We start from the raw sequence: 18,655 nt of genomic DNA on the forward strand, positions 1-18,655 counted from the left end.
ATGAGCACCAACAAGGTCATTCTGGACGTAACCGACAGGATCGTCGAGCGCAGCGCCGGGCCGCGCGGGACATATCTGCGCCGGATGGAGCAGGCCGCAAGCAACGGTCCGGCCCGGGCGCACCTGTCCTGTTCGGGGCAGGCGCATGCCTATGCCGGGGCCGGTCCCGACCAGCAGGCGCTGGCCGAGGGCGGCGCGGGCAACCTGGGCATCGTCACCGCCTATAACGACATGCTGTCGGCGCATCAGCCGTTCGAACGCTATCCGCAGCTGATCCGCGACGCGGTTCGCGCGGCGGGCGGCACCGCGCAGGTGGCCGGCGGCGTGCCGGCCATGTGCGACGGCGTAACCCAGGGCGAGGCGGGGATGGAGTTGTCGCTGTTCTCGCGCGACGTGATCGCGCTGGCCGCCGGCGTGGCGCTCAGCCACAACACGTTCGACGCGGCGGTGTTTCTTGGTGTCTGCGACAAGATCGTGCCGGGCCTGGTGATCGCCGCGCAGAGTTTCGGCCACATCCCGGCGGTGTTCCTGCCGGCCGGGCCGATGACCAGCGGGCTGCCGAACGACGAAAAGGCCAAGGTGCGGCAGAAATTCGCCGCAGGCGAAGTTGGCCGCGATGCGCTGATGGCCGCCGAGATGGCGGCCTATCACGGACCGGGCACCTGCACCTTCTACGGCACCGCGAACACCAACCAGATGCTGATGGAGTTCATGGGCCTGCACCTGCCCGGCTCCAGCTTCGTCAACCCGAACACCGACCTGCGCGACGCGCTGACTGCCGAGGGCGGTCGCCGCGCCCTGGCGCTGAGCGCGCTCGGCAATGATTTCACCCCGGTCTACAAGGTCCTGGACGAGAAGGCCTTTGTGAACGGCATCGTGGGGCTGATGGCCACGGGCGGGTCCACCAACCTTCTGATCCACCTGATCGCGATGGCCCGCGCCGGCGGTATCGTTCTGGACTGGCGGGATTTCTCCGAGATTTCGGCCGTCGTGCCCCTGATCGCGCGGGTCTATCCCAACGGGCTGGCCGACGTGAACCATTTTCACGCCGCGGGCGGTTTGGGCTATGCCATCGGCACGCTGCTGGACGCCGGGCTGCTGCATCCCGACACCTATACCGTCGCCGGTCAGGGGCTCGAGCACTACACACGCGAGCCCAAGCTGATCGACGGCGCGCTGAGCTGGCAGGACGGGTCGAAGGAAACGCTCAACGACAAGATCCTGCGCCCGGCATCCGACCCGTTCCAACCCACCGGTGGCTTGTCGCGCCTGTCGGGGTCGCTTGGCACGGCGGTGATGAAGGTCTCGGCCGTGGCCGCCGAGCACCAGGTGGTCGAGGCGCCGGTGCGTGTGTTCCACGACCAGGAAGAGGCCAAGGCCGCGTTCAAGGCCGGCGAGTTGACCGGCGACGTGATCGTAGTCGTCCGCTTCCAGGGCCCGAAGGCCAACGGCATGCCCGAGCTGCATTCGCTGACCCCGATGCTGGCGGTCCTCCAGGGGCGCGGGCAGAAGGTGGCGCTGGTCACCGACGGGCGCATGTCGGGTGCCTCGGGCAAGGTTCCGGCGGCGATCCATGTCAGCCCCGAGGCGCTGGATGGCGGCGCGATCTCGAAACTGCGCGACGGCGACGTCCTCCGGGTCGATGCCGTGTCCGGCGCGCTGGAGATTCTGACCGAGGGCGTGCTGGAGCGCGATCCGGTTGTTGCCGACCTGTCCGCCAACCAGTACGGGACCGGGCGCGACCTGTTCTCGGTCTTCCGCCGCACGGTGGGCGCCGCTGCCGCCGGGGCCTCGATCTTCGAAGGAGTTTGAATGATGGCATCCAAATCGACCCGTGCCCGCGAAATCTGCGACCTGGCGCCGATCGTGCCGGTTCTGGTGATCCGTGACGCCGATCATGCAAGGCCCCTGGCCGAGGCGCTGGTCGCCGGCGGTCTTCCGGCGCTCGAGGTGACGCTGCGCACGCCGGCCGCGCTTGAGGCGATCCGCCGGATGGCGCAGGTGCCGGGCGGTGTCGTCGGCGCCGGAACCCTGGTCACGCCCGACGACGTGCGTGCCGCCAAGGAGGCGGGGGCGCAGTTCGGCGTCTCGCCGGGCGCGACCGAGGCCCTGCTGGCGGCCTGCGAGGCCGAGGGGCTGCCGCTGCTGCCCGGGGCGGCAACAGCGTCCGAGGCGATGCGGCTGCTGGAACAGGGCTATGACATGCTCAAGTTCTTTCCCGCCGAGGCCTCGGGCGGGGCACCGGCGCTCAAGGCCATCGGCGCGCCCTTGCCGCAGATCTCGTTCTGCCCGACCGGCGGCGTTTCGCCGGGCAATGCGCGGGACTATCTGGGCCTGTCCAACGTGGTCTGCGCCGGCGGCAGCTGGGTTGCCCCGGTCGACAAGGTCGAGGCCGGCGACTGGTCCGGGATCGAGGCGCTGGCGCGCGACGCGGTGGGTCTGCGCGGCTGAGGGTCAGCCGGCAGAGCGCCGCCCGGCCAGCCGCGAGATGGCGTGGTTGAGCAGCGCCGCCAGCGCCAGCGGGGCAAGGAAGCCGAGGGTCGTCCAGAGGACTGCGAAGATCCAGATCAGGTTGACTCCCAGCATTGTCAGCGCGGCATTGGTGTAGTTCGGGGCGCTCTTCATCCTGTGGTCGTTCATGACGGCCTCCTGACCCTGAGTCGGTCAGCAGTTTACCGCAATGCACGCAAAAGTCAGGTCAGCCGCGCGCAGCCGCCAGTGCCTGCGGCAGCGTCTCGGCCAAGATGTCGAGATCGGCCGCCGTGCCGCAGCTGATCCGGATGCACCGGTTCTGCGGCGTGGAAAACGGCATACGGACAAAGACGCCAAGCTCGACCAGGTTATCGACCATCGCCTTTGCGAAATCGGCATCCCGCCCGCAATCCACGGCGACGAAATTCGTGGCCGAGGGCAGGGCGCTCAACCCGTTTTCCGCCGCGATGGCGCCGATCCTGTCACGCGCGGCGGCGATGTCGCGCTGCACTTGGCCCAGCCAGTCGTCATCGGCCAGCGCCGCCAGCGCACCGGCCTGGCCGATGCGGTTCATGCCGAAATGGTTGCGCACCTTGTCGAAGGCTGCGATCAGCTCGGGCGCGGCCAAGGCATAGCCCACACGCGCACCCGCCATGCCATAGACCTTTGAGAAGGTGCGCATCCGGATCAGCCGCGGATCGTCGGGCGCGACCGCGACCGCGGTGCCCCGGGGAGCGCATTCGACGTAGGCCTCGTCGAGGACCAGCAACGTGTCCTCGGGCAGGTCCGCCATCGCGGCCAGGATGTCCGATCCCGAATGCCAGCTGCCCATCGGGTTGTCGGGGTTTGAGAGATAGACCAGCTTGGCACCGACCTCGCGCGCCTTGGCAAAGAGCGCCGCGGGATCCTCGTGATCGTCGCGGAACGGCACCTTGTGCAACGCGCCGCCATGTCCCGTCACGTGATAATTGAAGGTCGGATAGGCCCCGTCCGAGGTCACCACCGCATCGCCCGGCGCCACCGTCAGGCGCACCAGGTTGCCGAGCAGCCCGTCGATGCCCTCGCCCACCAGCACGTTCTGCGGCTGCACCCCGTGCCGCTGGGCCAGCGCATGGCGCAGATCGTGGCTTTCGGCATCGCCATACATCCAGACCTCGGCCGCCGCCGCCTGCATCGCCGCGACGGCGCGGGGCGACGGGCCGAAGACGCTTTCATTCGCCCCCAGCCGGGCACGGAAATCGACGCCGCGCTGGCGGACCTGGGTTTCCGGGCCGACAAAGGGCACGGTGGCGGGCAGGGACTGGACGAGCGGGGTGAAACGGGCATGGGTCATGGCGCGCAGATAAGCGCATGAGGGCCGGGCGGGCAAGGCTTGCCTCATGTCCGCGCCACGTCCAGTGTGTCGTCAGTTGATGTCACAGGCGGAGGCAACCCGATGCGACTCCTGCTGATCCTGCTGCTGGCCGTCCTGGCCTATCTCCTGCTCTGGCCGGTCCCGGTCTCTCCGGTGGCCTACCGGCCGGCCGAACCGCCGGCGTTTGCCGGGGATTATGCCGAGAACGCCGCGCTGGATGCTGCCGAACTGATAAGCCTGCCGGACTGTGCGATCGGCCCCGAGGATCTGGCGGTGATGCCCGATGGCGCGGTCTTTACCGTCGATCTGGGCGGCACGCTTTACCGGATCGATGGCGACGCACCGCAGATTGTCGATCAGCTGGGCGGCCGGCCGCTGGGCCTGCGCGCCGGGCCCGATGGTGCGCTCTACATCGCCGACAGCTTTCGCGGGCTGATGCGCTGGTCGGGGCCGGGCACGCTCGAGGAGTTGGTCGCGCAGATCGACGGCGCGCCGATAATCTATGCCAACCAGCTGGATGTGGGCGCGGATGGCACGGTCTATTTCTCGAACTCCACCGACCGGTTCGATCCCGAGACGATGGGCGGGACCAAGCCGACATCGGTGATGACGATCTGGGAGCAGTCCGAGACAGGCTACGTCGCCCGCCGCAACCCCGACGGCACGGTCGAGAGGATCACTGACGGGCTGGTCTATGCCAACGGTGTGGCGCTGTCGCCGGACGAGGACTTCCTGCTGATCGCCGAGACCGGGCGCGCGCGAGTACACCGGCTGTGGCTGAGCGGGCCGCGCCGGGGCGAGCGCGAGCTGTTCCTGGACAACCTGCCCGGCTATCCCGACAATATCGAGGCGATGGGCGACGGCACCTACTGGATGGCCTTTGCCAGCCCGCGCGTGCCGGCCGAGGCGCTGATGCCTTATCCGTTCCTGCGCAAGGTGATCTGGCGGCTGGGCCCGTGGGTGCGGCCGGCCCCGATCCATCGCGGCATGGTGGTCCAGTTCGACGGGCAGGGGCGCATCCTGCGCACGCTTCAGGATCCCGAAGGGCGGCTGGGTGTCACCACCGGCGCGAGGGTCGCAGGCGGGCAGCTCTACGTGATGACGCTGGACAGTCCCGGCTTTGCCCGGCTGCCTGCGGATCGGTTGCCGCCGGTCCGCTAGGCCCTCCCGCCACGTCGCACTGGAACTTCGCCAGGGCGGCGGGCAGAGTGGGCCGCAACAACCCCGAAAGGAGGCCCAGATGGCGCGCGTTTCCATCGAGTACGAAGATCACGTCGCTCATGTCCGGTTGACCCGGGGCGACAAGATGAACGCGCTGGACCCGGCCATGATGCGGGCGATCATCTCGGCCGGGCAGGAGGTCGCCGCGTCGGACGTGCGCGCGGTGGTGCTCTCGGGTGAGGGGGCCAGTTTCTGCTCGGGTCTGGATCTGGCCAGCTTTGCCGAGCTTGCGGGACAGGACACCGAAAGCTGGTTGATGGACCGGGCGTATCACGACGCCAACGAAGTGCAGGAAGTGGCCCTGGTCTGGCGCCGCGTGCCGGTGCCGGTGATCGCCGCCCTGCAGGGCGCGGTCTATGGCGGCGGGCTGCAGCTGGCGCTGGGCGCCGATATCAGGGTCGCCAGCCCCGATGCCAAGCTGGCGGTGGCCGAGATGAAATGGGGCCTGGTGCCGGACATGGGCGGCATGGCGCTGCTGCCACGGCTGATGCGTTCGGACGTGTTGCGGCAGATGGTCTATACCGGCCGGCCGATCACCGCCGCCCGGGCCGAGATCTGGGGGCTGGTCACCCTGATCGACGACGAACCGCTGGCGGCGGCACAGGCGCTGTCCACCGAGATCGCGGGCAAGAGCCCTTCGGCGATCCGCGCGGCAAAGCGGCTGATCGACGTGGCCGAGCAGGCATCCCGCGCCGACGTGCTGCTGGAGGAATCGCGCGAACAGGCGGGGCTGATCGGCAAACCCGACCAGATGGAGGTCGTCGCGGCGCATTTCCAGGGAAGAAACCCCGAGTTCAAGTAACCTGCCACGCGGTCAGCGGAAGAAGCTGCGCCGCGCATCGCGGGCCATGTTGTGGCGCATGTCCAGATCTGCGATCCGGGCCATCGCCGCCTTGCGCTCTGCCGGGTCGGTCAGGGGGCGGTCGTCGCCCGCCAGCCCTCTCAGCTTGCCCTCGGCCTGTGCATTGAGGATCTGCCTCTCGATAAGGTTTCGAAAGCTGGGAAACATGGCGCGCAGGGTAGCGTCGGACAGCGCCCGCCGCCAAGGCCGACTGCCTCAGGCGATCTCGGCCAGACGGGCGAGCGCCTCCTTGATCTTCCGTTCTTCCTCTTCCCGCGCGGCCAGATTCGCGCGGGTTTCCTCGACCACCTCTTCGGGGGCGCTGTCGACGAATTTCGGATTGCCCAGCCGCCCGCGCAGCCCGCCCAGTTCCTTGCCGAGCTTGCCCAGGGATTTCTCCAGCCGCTCCCGCTCGGCGCCGATGTCGATGATGTCGGCCAGCGGCATCCCGAAGGATGCGCCCGGCGCCGAGATCGAGATCGTGCCCTTGGGCAGCGCCTCGACCCGGCTCAGGCTGTCGATCCGCGCCAGCCGCCGGATCAGCGCCTCGTTGCGGTCCCAGGCCGCTTGGCCTGCGGCGTCGATCTGCGTGACCAGCATCGGCACATAGAGGCCCGCCGGCACCCGCATCTGGCTGCGGGCCGAGCGCGTGTTCTCGATCACCGCGATCACCCAGGTCATCTCGGCCTCGGCCTCGGGGTCGATCAGGTCGGTGCCATGGGCGGGCCAGTCGCCATGCACCAGCATCTTGGCCCGGTTGCCGGTCTGCGACCACAGCTCTTCGGTGATGAAGGGCATGAAGGGGTGCAGCAGGATCAGGCACTGGTCCATGACCCATCGCATGGTGGCACGGGTCTCGGCCTGGGCGGCGGCGTCGTCGCCCTGCAACAGGGGCTTGCTGAGCTCCACATACCAGTCGCAGACCTTGCCCCAGACAAAGGCATAAAGCCCGTTGGCCGCGTCGTTGAAGCGATAGCTCGCCAGAGCCGCGTCCACCTCTTCGCGCACCTGCGCGGTCTCGCCGATGATCCAGCGGTTGACGGCGGCCTGCGGGTTCAGCTCCGAAGCCGCAAGCTGCGGCACCGCGTCGTTGAACACCTCGTTCATCTCGGCAAAGCGCACCGCGTTCCACAGCTTGGTGCCGAAGTTGCGATATCCGGTGATCCGCTCCTTGCTGAGTTTCAGAACACCGCCGATGGCCGCCATGGAGGCATTGGTGAAGCGCAGCGCGTCGGCGCCGAATTCGTCGACGATCTCCAGCGGGTCGATCACGTTGCCGGTGGTCTTGGACATCTTCTTGCCCTTCTCGTCGCGGACGAGCTGGTGCAGATAGACGGTGTGAAACGGGACCTGATCCACCACCGCCAGCTGCATCATCATCATCCGGGCGACCCAGAAGAACAGGATGTCGAAGCCGGTGACCAGGACATCGGTGGGGAAATACCGGCGCAGCTCCTCGGTATCCTCGGGCCAACCCAGTGTGCCGATGGGCCAGAGGCCGGAGGAGAACCAGGTGTCCAGCACGTCGGGATCCCGCCAGACCGGATAGACAAGATGGGTCGGATCCTGGTCGACGGCATAGTGCGCAAGGCTTTCGGCCAGCCGGTGGATCGCGGCGTGCTTGTCCGCGACCTCAACCAAGGTGGCGTGGCTCAGCGGGCTGGGAATGTCGGCATTGTCGTCAAGGAACCGGTCGGTGACCTCTTCGAGCGACGCGCCGCAATGGTGCACGTCGCCCCGGTGCAGCATCCCGCCCTCGTTCAGCAGCCGGCCCAGCTCCACCAGGTCCAGGTTGCCGTCGCCCTCGTCGTCCTTGAAATCTTCGACCGACAGGTCCAGCCCATACCAGACCGGGATCTGATGCCCCCACCACAGCTGGCGCGAGATGCACCAGGGCTCGATATTCTCCAGCCAGTGGTAATAGGTCTTCTCGCCCGACTCGGGGATGATCTTCACCTCGCCCGAGCGCACCGCCTCCAGCGCGGGCCCCACGACCTTCTCGGCATCGACGAACCACTGGTCGGTCAGCATCGGCTCGATCACCACCTTGGACCGGTCGCCAAAGGGCTGCATGATCGGCTTGGCCTCGACCAGCGGCACCAGGCTTTCCGCGCCCCGGACCTGATCCGGGGCCTCGGTCCCCTCCGCGTGAGGCCCCGGCTCGGGGGCCGGGGCGGGTTTCGCTCCGCCGCCGAGACGCGGATCGTCGGCGCGGGTCATCACCGCCAGCCCCTCGGCGGTGATCTCCTCGACCACTTTCGCCCGCGCCTCGAACCGGTCCAGCCCGCGCAGGTGATCGGGCACCAGGTTCAGCGCATCCGCCTCGGCCACGCCCAGCGTGCGCTCGCCATTGGCCACCGCCAGCGCCACCGAAGCGGCCTCGGCATAGGGTGCGCCGTCGTCGCGCATCACCCCGCGCGTATCCATCAGCCGGTACATCGGGATGCCGCCGCGCCTGGCGACCTGATAGTCGTTGAAATCATGCGCGCCGGTGATCTTCACCGCGCCCGAGCCGAAATCGGGGTCGGGGTAGTCGTCGGTGATGATCGGGATCAGCCGGCGGTGTTCCTTCGGCCCCACCGGGATCTCGCAGAGCTGGCCGACAATGGGCGCGTACCGCTCGTCCGATGGATGCACCGCGACCGCGCCGTCGCCCAGCATGGTCTCGGGCCGGGTCGTGGCGATGGAGATGTAGTCCCGGGTCTCGCGGAAAACGACGTTCCCGTCTTCATCTTTTTCCAAATACTCATAGGTCGCCCCGCCGGCCAACGGGTACTTGAAATGCCACATATGGCCCGCGACCTCGACATTCTCGACCTCGAGGTCGGAAATCGCGGTCTCGAAATGCGGATCCCAGTTCACCAGCCGCTTGCCGCGATAGATGTAGCCCTTGCGATACATGTCGACGAAGACCCGGATCACCGCATCGTGGAAGTTCGGCGACTGCTCGTGCCCGGTGCGCGGGTCGCCCGGCGCGCCGGCCATGGTGAACGCGTTGCGGTCCCAGTCGCAGGAACAGCCCAGCCGCTTGAGCTGCTCGACGATGGTGCCGCCATACTGGCCCTTCCACTCCCAGACCTTCTCCAGGAACTTCTCGCGGCCCAGCTCACGCCGGCCCGGATCGCCCTGCGCCGCAAGCATCTTTTCGACCTGCAGCTGCGTGGCAATGCCGGCATGGTCCTGGCCCGGTTGCCACAAAGTGTCGAAGCCGCGCATCCGGTGCCAGCGCACCAGGATGTCCTGCAGCGTGTTGTTGAACGCATGTCCCACATGCAGCGCCCCGGTCACGTTGGGCGGCGGGATCATCACGCAGAAGCTCTCGTCGCGCGAGGCGTTGGCCCCGGCACGGAAGGCGCCGGCCTCTTCCCAGGCCTGGTAGAGGCGCGGTTCCGCCTCGGCTGCGTTGAAGGTCTTGTCCATCGCCATGGGGTCTGTCCTGCGTGATCGGGTTTCCGGGTCAGCGCCTGCAATAGCGAATGCGCCTGGGAAGGGAAAGGCTTTGTCCCCCATTCCCGCCACATGCACTTGCGTCTCAGGAGGCCGGGCGGAACCGCTCGTGGAAATAGGCCTCGACCCGGCGATAGGCCGGTTCGTGGAAATCCAGCGTCAGCAGCGAATGTCGTCGCCCCGGATAGGCGACCGTCACCAGGTCGTCGCCAAAGGCCGCCTCGAGCGCGCGCATCAGTGCGGCGGGCGCGATCGGGTCGCCCAGATGGCGCATCGCCAGCCCGGGGCCGTTGCGCGCCATGCCGCGGCGCGCGGCGGCGATGTCATCCGCGCTCATCGGCAGGGCGCCGCGGCTGAACAGCGGCAAGGCGGGTTGCGCAGCCACCCCACCCGCGACCGCGTCCTCGGCCATCAGGGTCAGGGCGAATCCGCCGGTCAGGCACATGCCGATGACGCCCACCTGCCGTTCGCCGCCCTCGCGCCGGCGGATCTCGCGGCACAGGGCGCGCAGCCAGCCGGCGATCGGGCTTTCGCGGCCGCGCAGAAAGACGTTGATCTCGCGCCGGACGCAGAACAGACGGGCGGCGTTGCGCAGGGTCGTCACCTGGCCGAACTTTCCGAACAGATGCGGCAGGTAGACGCGGAACCCGGCCGCGACAAGCCGGTCGGCCAGGTCCAGCGTCTCGGGGCCGATGCCGGGCAGTTCCTGCAGGATCAGGATCGGCGGGCCCCGGCCGTCGACACGAACGTCATGGCTAGCCTCGCCGCCCTGGCTCAGCGGTGCGGTGAAGACAAATTTTCCGGCCGACCCCCAGTCTTCCATCCCCGCATGTTAGGCCGCGTGCGTCTCCATTTCCACGAAATTGCGCCTCTCCGGTCACGCTGCCAAGGGGCCGACAGACGAACGCCGCATTTGCGCCCGATCCACAGCCTAGACTGGGACCGGATCCCGCGCGCGTGGCGCGGGTCACGCGATCGTTCTCGCCCGTCCCCTTGCTCCGCACGGGAAGAGCGCTCATCATTGAAGAAGATCGTTCGCTGCAAGACGTGATCGGGTTTTGGTGCAACATGGGATTGTCAGGTTTCACACGGCGAATTCTGGGGTGGCTGGGCAAGCCACTGCGCTCGGAACACTCGGCCGAGACACGGCACCGGGATCCGCTGGTGCATGTCATCATCCTGGACGGCACCATGTCGACGCTGGACACCGGGCGCGAGACCCATGCCGGGCAGACCTATCGCATGATGTGCGAGATGGGCGCGCGGGTCTCGGTCTTCTACGAGGCCGGCGTTCAGTGGCAAAGCTGGCGGCGCACTGCCGACGTGATGGTGGGGCGCGGCATCAACCGTCAGATCCGGCGCGCCTACGGCTATCTCGCCTCACGCTACAAGCCCGGCGACAAGATCTTCCTCATGGGCTATTCCCGCGGCGCCTATGGCGTGCGCAGCCTGGCCGGCGTGATCGACATGGTGGGTCTGCTGAAATCGGAACATGCCACCGTGCGCAACATCCGCCAGGCCTATCGCCACTATGAATGCAATGCCGGCGGCACGCATCTGGCGGCGTTCCGGCGCCACTTTTGCCATGACGAGGTGCCGATCGAGATGATCGGGGTCTGGGACACGGTCAAGGCTCTGGGCATGCGCCTGCCGCTGCTGTGGCGCTGGGCCGAGGAAAAGCACGCGTTCCATTCGCACCAGTTGGGACCCAGCGTGCGGCACGGGCTGCACGCGCTGGCGTTGAACGAGACGCGCAACGTATTCGCTCCGGTACTGTGGGAGAGCCGGCCGGGCGTCGAGGCGCATATCGAACAGGTCTGGTTCCGTGGCACACATGGCGATGTCGGCGGCCAGCTGGGCGGGTTCGAAGAAGCGCGCCCCTTGGCCAATGTCTCGCTGATCTGGATGCTGGAACAGGCCGAGGCGCTGGGCCTGCCGCTGCCCGAGGGGTGGCAGGCGCGATTCCCGGCGGATCCCGCCGCGCCCTCGACCGGGACATGGCGCGGCTGGGGCAAGATCTTTCTGATGCGCAAGCGCCGCGTCCCGCTGCAGGATCCGTCCGAACGCCTGCACGAGAGCGTCGATCCGGCACAGGTCCTGCCGGCCCCGCCAACGCCGCAGGACGCCGACAGGCACACGGCAAGCATGTCAGGCCACGCCGCCCGCTGAGGCCGCGCGCCCGCAGCGCCGTCTCAGGCCACGTTCTGCAACGCCACCTTGGGAACCACGCCCAGCGCGTGACACACGTCGCGGGTCAGTTCCGGGCGGTTGAGGGTGTAGAAATGCAACCGGTCCACGCCGCCTTCGATCAGGTCCGAGCACAGCTCGGTGCAGATCGCCGTGGCGAGCAGGTCTTCGCGCCCGTCGCGCACCGCCTTGTCGAACGCATTGTCGACCCATTCGGGGATATGCGCGCCGCAGCTGCGGGCGAACTTGCGGGCGCCCTTCCAGTTCTCGATCGGCAGGATGCCCGGCGTGATCGGCTTGTCGATCCCGGCCTTTTCGCAGGCATCGCGGAAACGGAAGAACGTCTCGGCCTCGAAGAAGAACTGCGTGATCGCCTCGTCGGCGCCTGCATCCATCTTGGCCTTGAGCCAATCCACATCCGCCTGGCTGTCGGCAGCCTCGGGGTGCCTGTCGGGATAGGCGCCGACCCGGATGGTGAACCGCCCGGTCTCGGCCAGTGCCTCGATCAGTTCGACGGAATTGGCGAACCCGCCGGGATGCGGGCGGAAGGCGCCCTCGCCCCTGGGCGGGTCGCCGCGCAGGGCCACGATGTCGGTCACGCCGGCATCGGCGAAGCCCTCGGCGATGGCCAGCGTCTCCTCGCGGGTCGCCTTCACGCAGGTCAGGTGCGCCGCGACGCTCAGGCCCGACGACTTGTGCAGCGTCTGCACCGCCTCGCGGGTCAGGTCGCGGGTGGTGCCCCCCGCGCCGTAGGTGACGGACACGAAACGCGGATCCAGCGGCGCAAGCGTCTGCACCGTGTCCCAGAGCCGGAAAGACGCTTCGAGGTTTTGCGGCGGAAAGAACTCGAAGGAAATCTGCGGAGCGGTCATGACGGCCTCTGATTGTTGGATTGCCACTCTTGTCGCAGGTGCAGCATTGTGAGACAACTTCATAATACTCAACAACAACATGAGGCGCGCACCGGGATGCACATCGAATTCCGTCATCTCCGCACGATCAAGGCGATCCACGACTGCGGCGGGCTGGCCCGTGCGGCGGATCAGCTGAACATCACCCAGTCGGCGCTGAGCCATCAGATCAAGGGCCTGGAGGACCAGGCCGGGGTCGAGCTGTTCGTGCGCCGCTCGAAGCCGATGAAGCTGTCGGCGGCGGGCAAGCGGCTTCTGCGTCTGGCCGAGCAGATCCTGCCGCAGGTCGAGGCGATGCAGGCCGAGTTCACCTCGCTCCGGGACGGCGAGTCGGGCCGGATGCACATCGCCATCGAATGCCACGCCTGTTTCGAATGGCTGTTCCCGGTGCTCGAGGCCTTCCGCAAGAGCTGGCCGGATGTGGATGTCGACATCCGGCCGGGCCTAGCCTTCGACGCGCTGCCCGCGTTGCAAAAGGAGGAGGTCGATCTAGTCGTTTCATCGGACCCCGAGAAGCTGCCGGGCGTCGAATTTGTCGAGTTGTTCGACTACAACCCCGTTTTCGTGGCCGCAGCCTCCCATCCGCTGGCCGCGAAGCCCTGGATCGCCGCCGAGGATTTCCGTGGCGAGACGCTCATCACCTATCCGGTCGAGCGCGGGCGGCTGGACGTGTTCAGCCAGCTGCTGATCCCCGCCAAGGTGGAACCGGCGGCGATCCGGCAGGTCGAGCTGACCGCGGTGATCCTGCTGCTGGTCGCCTCGAACCGCGGCGTGTCGGTCCTGCCGGACTGGGTGGTGCGCGAGGTGAAATACAGCTCGGACTACGTCACCCGCCCGCTGACCGAGGCCGGCATCACCCGCCGTCTCTATGCGGCGGTGCGCAGCGACGACCTGGACAAGCCCTTTGTGCGGGAACTGGTCGAGCTGGCCCGGACCGAGGCGCGGCGGCTGCAGACGCGATGAGGCGTGGGCCGCAAGCCGGCCATGCAATCCGCCCCCTTGGCAAGCCGCGCGGCCACAAGTATACGCCCGGTTCGACCGGACAGGAGCACCCAGGCAGATGATTGGCAGCGCAAACCTCAACATCATGATCAAGGCCGCCCGCAAGGCGGGCCGTTCCCTGGTCAAGGATTTCCGCGAGGTCGAGAACCTGCAGGCCTCGATGAAGAGCGCCGGTGATTTCGTCTCCAAGGCCGACATCGCCGCCGAGAAGATCCTGCGCGAGGAGCTGATGGGCGCGCGCCCGACCTATGGCTGGCTGGCCGAGGAAAGCGGCGAGACCCCCGGCGAGGATCCGACCCGGCGCTGGATCGTCGATCCGCTGGACGGCACAACGAACTTCCTGCACGGGCTGCCGCACTGGGCGGTCTCGATCGCGCTGGAGCACAAGGGCCAGATCGTCTCGGGCGTGATCTATGACGCCGCCAAGGACGAGCTGTTCTTTGCCGAGAAGGGCGCCGGGGCCTGGATGAACGACACCCGCATCCGGGTGTCGGGCCGGCACCGGATGATCGAGTCGATCTTTGCCACCGGCCTGCCCTTCGGCGGCCGGTCGGACCTGCCCGCGACCCTGCAGGACCTGGCGCGGCTGATGCCGGTCTGCGCGGGCGTGCGGCGCTGGGGCGCGGCGGCGCTCGACATGGCCTATGTGGCGTCGGGCCGCTACGAGGGGTTCTGGGAGCGACGCCTGAACGCCTGGGACATGGCGGCGGGCATCATCCTTGTGCGCGAGGCCGGCGGCCTGATCGAGGCGCTGGAGCCGCGCGGAACGATCCTGGAGAGCGGCGAGGTCATCTGTGCCAACGAGCCGATCTTCGACAGCTTTGCCAAGGTGATCCGGGGCTGACGCCCCGGCGCCTCCGGCGGGAGTATTTCGGGAACAATGAAAGTGCTGCGGCGGCCTATTGGTCGCCCGGTTGGTTTGCGCCCGTGACGTAGCCCGGGTTGTTGCCGCAGCGGCAGGTGGCCGGACGTGTTTCGGTCAGCGGCGCGGAACCTTCGGGATGCGGGACGGAACGTATTCGGGATGCGGCGGCTGGCCGTGATTGCGGGCCCAGAAGCGGACCGCGCCGCGCCGCAGCCAGAGCGGCAGGCACAGCACCAGCCCCACGACGAAGCCGCCGGCATGTGCCCAGTAGGCGACGCCGCCCTGGTTGGGATCCGAGCCGAAGCCCCCCAGGAACTGCATGCCCAGCCACAGTCCCAGCATGATGAAGGCCGGGATGGTGAGGATCCGGAAATACACCACCAGGATCAGCAGGATATCCACCCGCGCCTTGGGAAAGAGCAGCAGGTAGCCGCCCATGACCCCGGCAATCGCGCCGGACGCGCCCACCGTGGGCACCGCCGAATAGGGCGCCGAGATCACGTGCAGCAGCCCCGCACCGATGCCGCTGGCAAGGTAGAACAGCAGGAAGGGCAGATGCCCCATCTCGTCCTCGAGATTGTCGCCGAAGATCCACAGGAACAGCATGTTGCCGGCCAGGTGCATGAACCCGCCATGCAGGAACATCGAACTGACCAGCGTCTCGAACCCCTGGCCATCGGTGATCCTTGCGGGGATGACGGCCCAGGTCAGGAAGAAGCCGTTGATCGCGCGGGGGGTGTCGAGCAGGCCCGCATAGCTGAGGAAGATCCCGACATTGGCCGCGATCAGAAGGTAGACGACATAGGGCGTGCGGCCCGAGGGATTGTGGTCGCGGATCGGAAACATCCGGCTGACGCTGGGCGCAAACCCGCCCTGCGTCAAGATGCGATCGGGTCAGGCGGCGCCGCCGAGCAGAGCCGCGTTTCCGCCCGCAGCGGTGGTGTCGACACAGACATGCCGCTCGCCCAGGACCCGCGCCCGGTCGGGCTTGCCCGGAACCAGCGGCAGGATCGGCCCGTCGCGCCGCGCCAGCGCCTGTTCGATCTGCCGGCCGGTCACCTCGTCGCCCCACCACAGCACGCCCGAGATGCCCTCCAGCCCCTCGAGCCCGGGCAGGTCGATCATGCCGGTCGCCCGGATCGCGGTGCCGCCCAGGGCGCGCACCGCGTCGGCCTGTTCCTGTGCCGTGTCCTCGCCAGGGCCGAGACACAGCAGCGGCAGGCGGGGGAACTCGCTCAGCCGGTTGGATTCGCCGGTCGGGCCGGGCAGGCTCCGGGTCGCGGGCAGGGCAGGGGTACCCGAGGGCGCGGGGATGTCGGTCATCGCGCCGTGCCATTCGCCGCCGGCGGTCTGCCGGTCCGGGGCGCAGAACCGCGCCATGTAGTTCGGCCCGCCGGCCTTGGGTCCGGTGCCGGACAGCCCCTCGCCGCCAAAGGGCTGGCTGCCGACGATGGCGCCGATCTGGTTGCGGTTGACATAGATGTTGCCGGCATGGACCGCGTCAGTGACGTGCTGCACCCGGTCGTCGATCCGGGTCTGCAACCCGAAGGTCAGGCCGTAGCCGGTGGCGTTGATGTCTCCGATCACCCGGTCGAGATCGGCGGATTTGAACCGGACCACGTGCAGGATCGGGCCGAAGACCTCGCGTTCGAGCGCCGCGATGCCGTCGATCTGGATCAGCGCGGGGGCCGCGAAGGTTCCGTCGGTCGTTGTCGGCAGCTCCTTGAGCAGCCGGCCCTCGGCCCGGGCGCGGGCGACATGGTCCGCGATGCCGCGCCTGGCCTCGGCGTCGATGACCGGCCCGCAATCGGTCGACAGGTGCCAGGGGTCGCCGATCTGCAGCGCGTCCATCGCGCCCTTGAGCATGGTCAGAAGGTCGTCGGCAATGTCGTCCTGCACATAGAGGCAGCGCAGGGCCGAACAGCGCTGGCCCGCCGACTGGAACGCGCTTTCGACGATGGCCTCGACCGCCTGTTCCGGCAGGGCCGTGGAATCCACGATCATCGCGTTCAGCCCGCCGGTCTCGGCGATGAGCGGCGTGCCGGGGGCCAGGTTGTCGGCCATGGACGCCCGGATCTTCAGCGCGGTCGCGGTCGAGCCGGTAAACGCCACGCCGCACACCCGCGGATCCGAGGTCAGCATCGCGCCGACCTCCGGCCCGCCCGGCAGCAATTGCAGCGCATCTCGCGGCACACCCGCCTCGTGCAGCAGTTCGACTGCGCGATGGGCGATGAGCGGCGTCTGCGGCGCGGGCTTGGCCAGCACCGCGTTGCCGGTGGCCAGCGCCGCCGAGATCTGGCCGGTGAAGATCGCCAGGGGGAAGTTCCACGGGCTGATGCAGATGAAGACGCCCGCCGGTCGCGCATCGGGGATGTTGGCCGCGTAGTAGCGCAGGAAATCCACCGCCTCGCGCAGTTCGGCCACGCAGTCGGGCAGGCTCTTGCCGGCTTCGCGGGCGATGATGGCGAAAAGCTCGCCGTAATGCGCCTCGTAAAGATCCGCGGCCCGGTTCAGCGCGGCTGCCCTCTCCGCCGCCGGCGCTTTCCAGGGCGTCGCCGCACCCAGCGCGGTCTCGGCGTCGGCGGCACTTGCGATCGCCACAGTTCCGGGGCTGTCAGTGGGCCGGGCCGGGTTGGCGACCGGTTCCTCGTCCTGGGGCGCGGCGGTGCCGGCCAGCAGCGGACCGGCTTGCCAGCTGTGCCGGGCGAAGGGTCCGCGCGCGGCCTCGATCGCGTCGAGCGTCGGCGTGTGGGCCAGGTCGAACCCCTTGGAATTCGGCCGCTCGGGCTGGAACAGTTCGGGCCCCTTGCGCAGCGCCGGGCCCGGTTCGGCGATCTGCAGGAAGGGATCGGCGGCCACCTCCTCGGGCGGCACTTTCTCGTCGACGATCTGGTTCACGAAGGAGCTGTTGGCGCCGTTTTCCAGAAGACGCCGCACGAGATAGGCCAGCAGGTCGCGATGCGCCCCCACCGGGGCATAGATCCGGCAGCGGGTCTGGTTCTTCTCCATCACCAGGTTGTGCAGCGTCTCACCCATCCCGTGCAGCCGCTGGAACTCATAGCTGTGCGCGTCCTCGGCCATGTGCAGGATGGCGGCGACGGTGTGGGCGTTGTGGGTGGCGAATTGCGGATAGATCCGGTCGTTCATCCCCAGCAGCTTGCGGGCATTGGCGATATAGGACACGTCGGTTGCGGCCTTCTGCGTGAAGACCGGAAACCCGTCCACGCCCTCGACCTGGGCGCGCTTGATCTCGGTGTCCCAATAGGCGCCTTTTACCAGGCGGACCATGAGCCGGCGGTCATGGCGCTGCGCCATGTCATAGAGCGTGTCGATCACCACCCCGGCACGTGGGCCATAGGCCTGCACCACGACGCCGAACCCGTCCCAGCCCTTGAGCGCGGGTTCGGCCAGGACCGCGTCGATCACCTGCAGCGACAGCGCCAGGCGGTCGGCCTCTTCGGCGTCGACGTTCAGGCCCATGCCGGCGGCCTTGGCCAGCAGCGCCAGCGAGCGCAGGCGCGGCATCAGGTCGGCCATCACCCGCTCCTCCTGCGCCACCTCATAGCGCGGGTGCAGCGCCGAGAGCTTGACCGAGATACCGGGATTGGCGCGGATGTCGGTCGATTTGCAGGCCGACGCGATTGCGGTGATCGCGCGGGAATAGCTCAGGTGATAGCGCCCGGCATCGGCCTCGGTGCGGGCGGCCTCGCCCAGCATGTCGTAGGAGTAGGTATAGCCCTTGGCCTCCATGCCCGCGGCGCGCTTCATCGCCGATTCGATGCTTTCGCCCAGCACGAACTGGCGACCCATCTCGCGCATCGCCCGGCCCACGGCGGTGCGGATCACCGGCTCGCCCAGCCGCTTGATGGCGCCGCGCAGGGCGCTGACGGGCGAGGGGCGACGCTCGTCCAGCACCTTGCCGGTCAGCATCAGCGCCCAGGTCGAGGCATTCACCAGCGAGGACGAGGAATGGCCCAGATGCTTGCCCCAGTCCGACGGCGCGATCTTGTCCTCGATCAGCGCGTCGATCGTGTCGTCGTCGGGCACCCGGAGCAGCGCCTCGGCCAGGCACATCAGCGCGATGCCCTCGTCGGTGGACAACCCGTATTCGGCCAGGAACACTTCCATCAGGCCCGGTGACGTGCTGGCGCGGATATCGCGGACCAGCTGCGCCCCGTCGGCGCAGATCGCGCTGCGGTCCTCGGCGCTCAGCGCCGCCTGGTCGGCCAGGCGCGGCAGTAGCGTGTCCTGATCCTCATAGGTGTGGGCGTCGATCTGATTGCGCAGGGCATGTGTCATTTCAATCCTCCGGGCGTTTCGCGCAATATACACTTGAATGAGCGGGACAATCGACC

15 protein-coding genes are annotated in these 18,655 nt (G+C 68.1%); 7 read left to right on the top strand and 8 right to left on the bottom strand.

Annotation, left to right across the window (positions count from 1 at the left end):
- Positions 1-1,812 (top strand): phosphogluconate dehydratase, encoded by a 1,812-nt coding sequence (gene edd, locus BMX57_RS11575; RefSeq protein ID WP_092366860.1) that lies wholly within the window; start codon positions 1-3, stop codon positions 1,810-1,812.
- A 3-nt stretch (positions 1,813-1,815) separates the two neighbouring features.
- The gene (locus BMX57_RS11580) at positions 1,816-2,451 is read left to right on the top strand and encodes a bifunctional 4-hydroxy-2-oxoglutarate aldolase/2-dehydro-3-deoxy-phosphogluconate aldolase (protein ID WP_092367216.1); all 636 of its coding nucleotides are present in this window, start codon (positions 1,816-1,818) and stop codon (positions 2,449-2,451) included.
- Positions 2,452-2,454: 3 nt separating this feature from the next.
- Here the strand turns inward: BMX57_RS11580 and BMX57_RS11585 are convergent, their stop codons facing one another.
- Positions 2,455-2,640: a hypothetical protein gene (locus tag BMX57_RS11585; RefSeq protein WP_092366862.1), complete on the bottom strand. Its 186-nt coding sequence runs from the start codon at positions 2,638-2,640 to the stop codon at positions 2,455-2,457.
- Between the two features lie 58 nt (positions 2,641-2,698).
- Positions 2,699-3,805 (bottom strand): pyridoxal phosphate-dependent aminotransferase, encoded by a 1,107-nt coding sequence (locus BMX57_RS11590; RefSeq protein ID WP_092366864.1) that lies wholly within the window; start codon positions 3,803-3,805, stop codon positions 2,699-2,701.
- Positions 3,806-3,907: 102 nt separating this feature from the next.
- Here BMX57_RS11590 and BMX57_RS11595 point away from each other — a divergent pair, with 102 nt between their 5' ends.
- Positions 3,908-4,987 carry an SMP-30/gluconolactonase/LRE family protein gene (locus tag BMX57_RS11595; protein WP_092366866.1) on the top strand — a complete coding sequence of 360 codons (1,080 nt, stop codon included), beginning with the start codon at positions 3,908-3,910 and terminating at the stop codon, positions 4,985-4,987.
- Positions 4,988-5,066: 79 nt separating this feature from the next.
- A complete protein-coding gene (locus BMX57_RS11600; RefSeq protein ID WP_092366868.1) occupies positions 5,067-5,849 on the top strand; it encodes a crotonase/enoyl-CoA hydratase family protein in 783 nt (260 codons plus the stop codon).
- Between the two features lie 12 nt (positions 5,850-5,861).
- Here BMX57_RS11600 and BMX57_RS11605 read toward each other — a convergent pair whose 3' ends face one another.
- The 3 genes from BMX57_RS11605 to BMX57_RS11615 form a co-directional block, all read right to left on the bottom strand.
- Positions 5,862-6,056, bottom strand: a complete 195-nt coding sequence (locus BMX57_RS11605; RefSeq protein WP_092366870.1) for a hypothetical protein — start codon at positions 6,054-6,056, stop codon at positions 5,862-5,864.
- A 48-nt stretch (positions 6,057-6,104) separates the two neighbouring features.
- Entirely contained in the window at positions 6,105-9,314 is a 3,210-nt protein-coding gene (locus BMX57_RS11610) for a valine--tRNA ligase (RefSeq protein WP_092366873.1), read from the bottom strand.
- A gap of 106 nt (positions 9,315-9,420) precedes the next feature.
- Entirely contained in the window at positions 9,421-10,158 is a 738-nt protein-coding gene (locus tag BMX57_RS11615; RefSeq protein WP_092366876.1) for a dienelactone hydrolase family protein, read from the bottom strand.
- 245 nt (positions 10,159-10,403) lie between these two features.
- Here BMX57_RS11615 and BMX57_RS11620 point away from each other — a divergent pair, with 245 nt between their 5' ends.
- Positions 10,404-11,504 carry a DUF2235 domain-containing protein gene (locus BMX57_RS11620; RefSeq protein WP_092367219.1) on the top strand — a complete coding sequence of 367 codons (1,101 nt, stop codon included), beginning with the start codon at positions 10,404-10,406 and terminating at the stop codon, positions 11,502-11,504.
- A gap of 23 nt (positions 11,505-11,527) precedes the next feature.
- On the opposite strand, the gene metF is transcribed toward BMX57_RS11620, so the two are convergent.
- The gene (gene metF / locus BMX57_RS11625) at positions 11,528-12,394 is read right to left on the bottom strand and encodes a methylenetetrahydrofolate reductase [NAD(P)H] (RefSeq protein WP_092366878.1); all 867 of its coding nucleotides are present in this window, start codon (positions 12,392-12,394) and stop codon (positions 11,528-11,530) included.
- Between the two features lie 96 nt (positions 12,395-12,490).
- Here metF and BMX57_RS11630 point away from each other — a divergent pair, with 96 nt between their 5' ends.
- Complete coding sequence (locus BMX57_RS11630) at positions 12,491-13,396, top strand: LysR family transcriptional regulator (RefSeq protein WP_092366881.1); 906 nt, start codon at positions 12,491-12,493, stop codon at positions 13,394-13,396.
- A gap of 97 nt (positions 13,397-13,493) precedes the next feature.
- Positions 13,494-14,279 (top strand): inositol monophosphatase family protein, encoded by a 786-nt coding sequence (locus BMX57_RS11635; protein WP_092366882.1) that lies wholly within the window; start codon positions 13,494-13,496, stop codon positions 14,277-14,279.
- 135 nt (positions 14,280-14,414) lie between these two features.
- Here BMX57_RS11635 and BMX57_RS11640 read toward each other — a convergent pair whose 3' ends face one another.
- Both BMX57_RS11640 and putA read right to left on the bottom strand, forming a co-directional pair.
- Positions 14,415-15,146 carry a rhomboid family intramembrane serine protease gene (locus BMX57_RS11640; protein WP_092367222.1) on the bottom strand — a complete coding sequence of 244 codons (732 nt, stop codon included), beginning with the start codon at positions 15,144-15,146 and terminating at the stop codon, positions 14,415-14,417.
- Positions 15,147-15,194: 48 nt separating this feature from the next.
- Entirely contained in the window at positions 15,195-18,599 is a 3,405-nt protein-coding gene (putA, locus tag BMX57_RS11645) for a bifunctional proline dehydrogenase/L-glutamate gamma-semialdehyde dehydrogenase PutA (RefSeq protein ID WP_092366883.1), read from the bottom strand.
- Positions 18,600-18,655: the final 56 nt, after the last annotated feature.

Origin of the sequence: Cribrihabitans marinus, assembly GCF_900109035.1 — a bacterium.
Classification (GTDB): Bacteria; Pseudomonadota; Alphaproteobacteria; order Rhodobacterales; family Rhodobacteraceae; genus Cribrihabitans; species Cribrihabitans marinus.

Bases quoted from the DNA above. Each gene is read 5' to 3' on its own strand.
- edd (WP_092366860.1), top strand. From the start codon at position 1: ATGAGCACCAACAAGGTCATTCTGGACGTAACCGACAGGATCGTCGAG.
- BMX57_RS11580 (WP_092367216.1), top strand. From the start codon at position 1,816: ATGGCATCCAAATCGACCCGTGCCCGCGAAATCTGCGACCTGGCGCCG.
- BMX57_RS11585 (WP_092366862.1), bottom strand. From the start codon at position 2,640: ATGAACGACCACAGGATGAAGAGCGCCCCGAACTACACCAATGCCGCG.
- BMX57_RS11590 (WP_092366864.1), bottom strand. From the start codon at position 3,805: ATGACCCATGCCCGTTTCACCCCGCTCGTCCAGTCCCTGCCCGCCACC.
- BMX57_RS11595 (WP_092366866.1), top strand. From the start codon at position 3,908: ATGCGACTCCTGCTGATCCTGCTGCTGGCCGTCCTGGCCTATCTCCTG.
- BMX57_RS11600 (WP_092366868.1), top strand. From the start codon at position 5,067: ATGGCGCGCGTTTCCATCGAGTACGAAGATCACGTCGCTCATGTCCGG.
- BMX57_RS11605 (WP_092366870.1), bottom strand. From the start codon at position 6,056: ATGTTTCCCAGCTTTCGAAACCTTATCGAGAGGCAGATCCTCAATGCA.
- BMX57_RS11610 (WP_092366873.1), bottom strand. From the start codon at position 9,314: ATGGCGATGGACAAGACCTTCAACGCAGCCGAGGCGGAACCGCGCCTC.
- BMX57_RS11615 (WP_092366876.1), bottom strand. From the start codon at position 10,158: ATGGAAGACTGGGGGTCGGCCGGAAAATTTGTCTTCACCGCACCGCTG.
- BMX57_RS11620 (WP_092367219.1), top strand. From the start codon at position 10,404: ATGGGATTGTCAGGTTTCACACGGCGAATTCTGGGGTGGCTGGGCAAG.
- metF (WP_092366878.1), bottom strand. From the start codon at position 12,394: ATGACCGCTCCGCAGATTTCCTTCGAGTTCTTTCCGCCGCAAAACCTC.
- BMX57_RS11630 (WP_092366881.1), top strand. From the start codon at position 12,491: ATGCACATCGAATTCCGTCATCTCCGCACGATCAAGGCGATCCACGAC.
- BMX57_RS11635 (WP_092366882.1), top strand. From the start codon at position 13,494: ATGATTGGCAGCGCAAACCTCAACATCATGATCAAGGCCGCCCGCAAG.
- BMX57_RS11640 (WP_092367222.1), bottom strand. From the start codon at position 15,146: ATGTTTCCGATCCGCGACCACAATCCCTCGGGCCGCACGCCCTATGTC.
- putA (WP_092366883.1), bottom strand. From the start codon at position 18,599: ATGACACATGCCCTGCGCAATCAGATCGACGCCCACACCTATGAGGAT.